Raw genomic sequence first — 632 nt, forward strand, 5'->3', positions numbered from 1 at the left:
GGCATTAGCACAGAGATTAACCAGACCAATTAAAGTATTAAAGCTACTAACTAATAGAGGAGACTTGCATTACCTTCAACCAAGGTTCAACTAATTTGAGGGCTAATAGTGGTAATAATAGTAATTGCATATTATTTAGCATTGATTTCCAGCCTTGATTGAAATCCCAGTCTGGATGTTCAGCTAGATAACTATTCAGTTCAGATTGACAAGTTGATAAGTCAGATAATTCCGAAGGCTGAGTTGAAATAGCCCTCATACTAACTAATAGAAAAGCACAACAAATAGCTGACCACCATTTAGCAATATCATTATATTTAGTTACATGAAAGTCCGACCAACCTAATTCAGATTTGCTTTGTCTAAATCCATATTCAATCCAAGTTTTTTCTCCATAAATATTGCCTACATCTTGATATTTAATTTTGCCAATATTAGTCATTACATAAGATGTACTATTGACTGGTAATGTTTCGGGATCAGTTGTTAGATACCAATAAGTATATTTATTCCTGTGACCAAATATTATCTCACACACATATCTTTTTTGTTGTTGACCTTTACTTAATATTCGGTCAAATTCTTGCCAAGAAGTCTGTTTAACTTCCTCCCCCTCTGGCATCCAGACTCCA

General features: G+C 34.0%; 1 pseudogene. It reads right to left on the reverse strand.

What is annotated here, in order from left to right:
* Positions 1-46: 46 nt before the first annotated feature.
* Positions 47-632, reverse strand: a pseudogene (locus OSCI_RS30785) (IS701 family transposase); the annotation flags it as partial.

It is taken from the genome of Kamptonema sp. PCC 6506, assembly GCF_000180455.1.
Lineage (GTDB): Bacteria > Cyanobacteriota > Cyanobacteriia > Cyanobacteriales > Microcoleaceae > Kamptonema > Kamptonema formosum.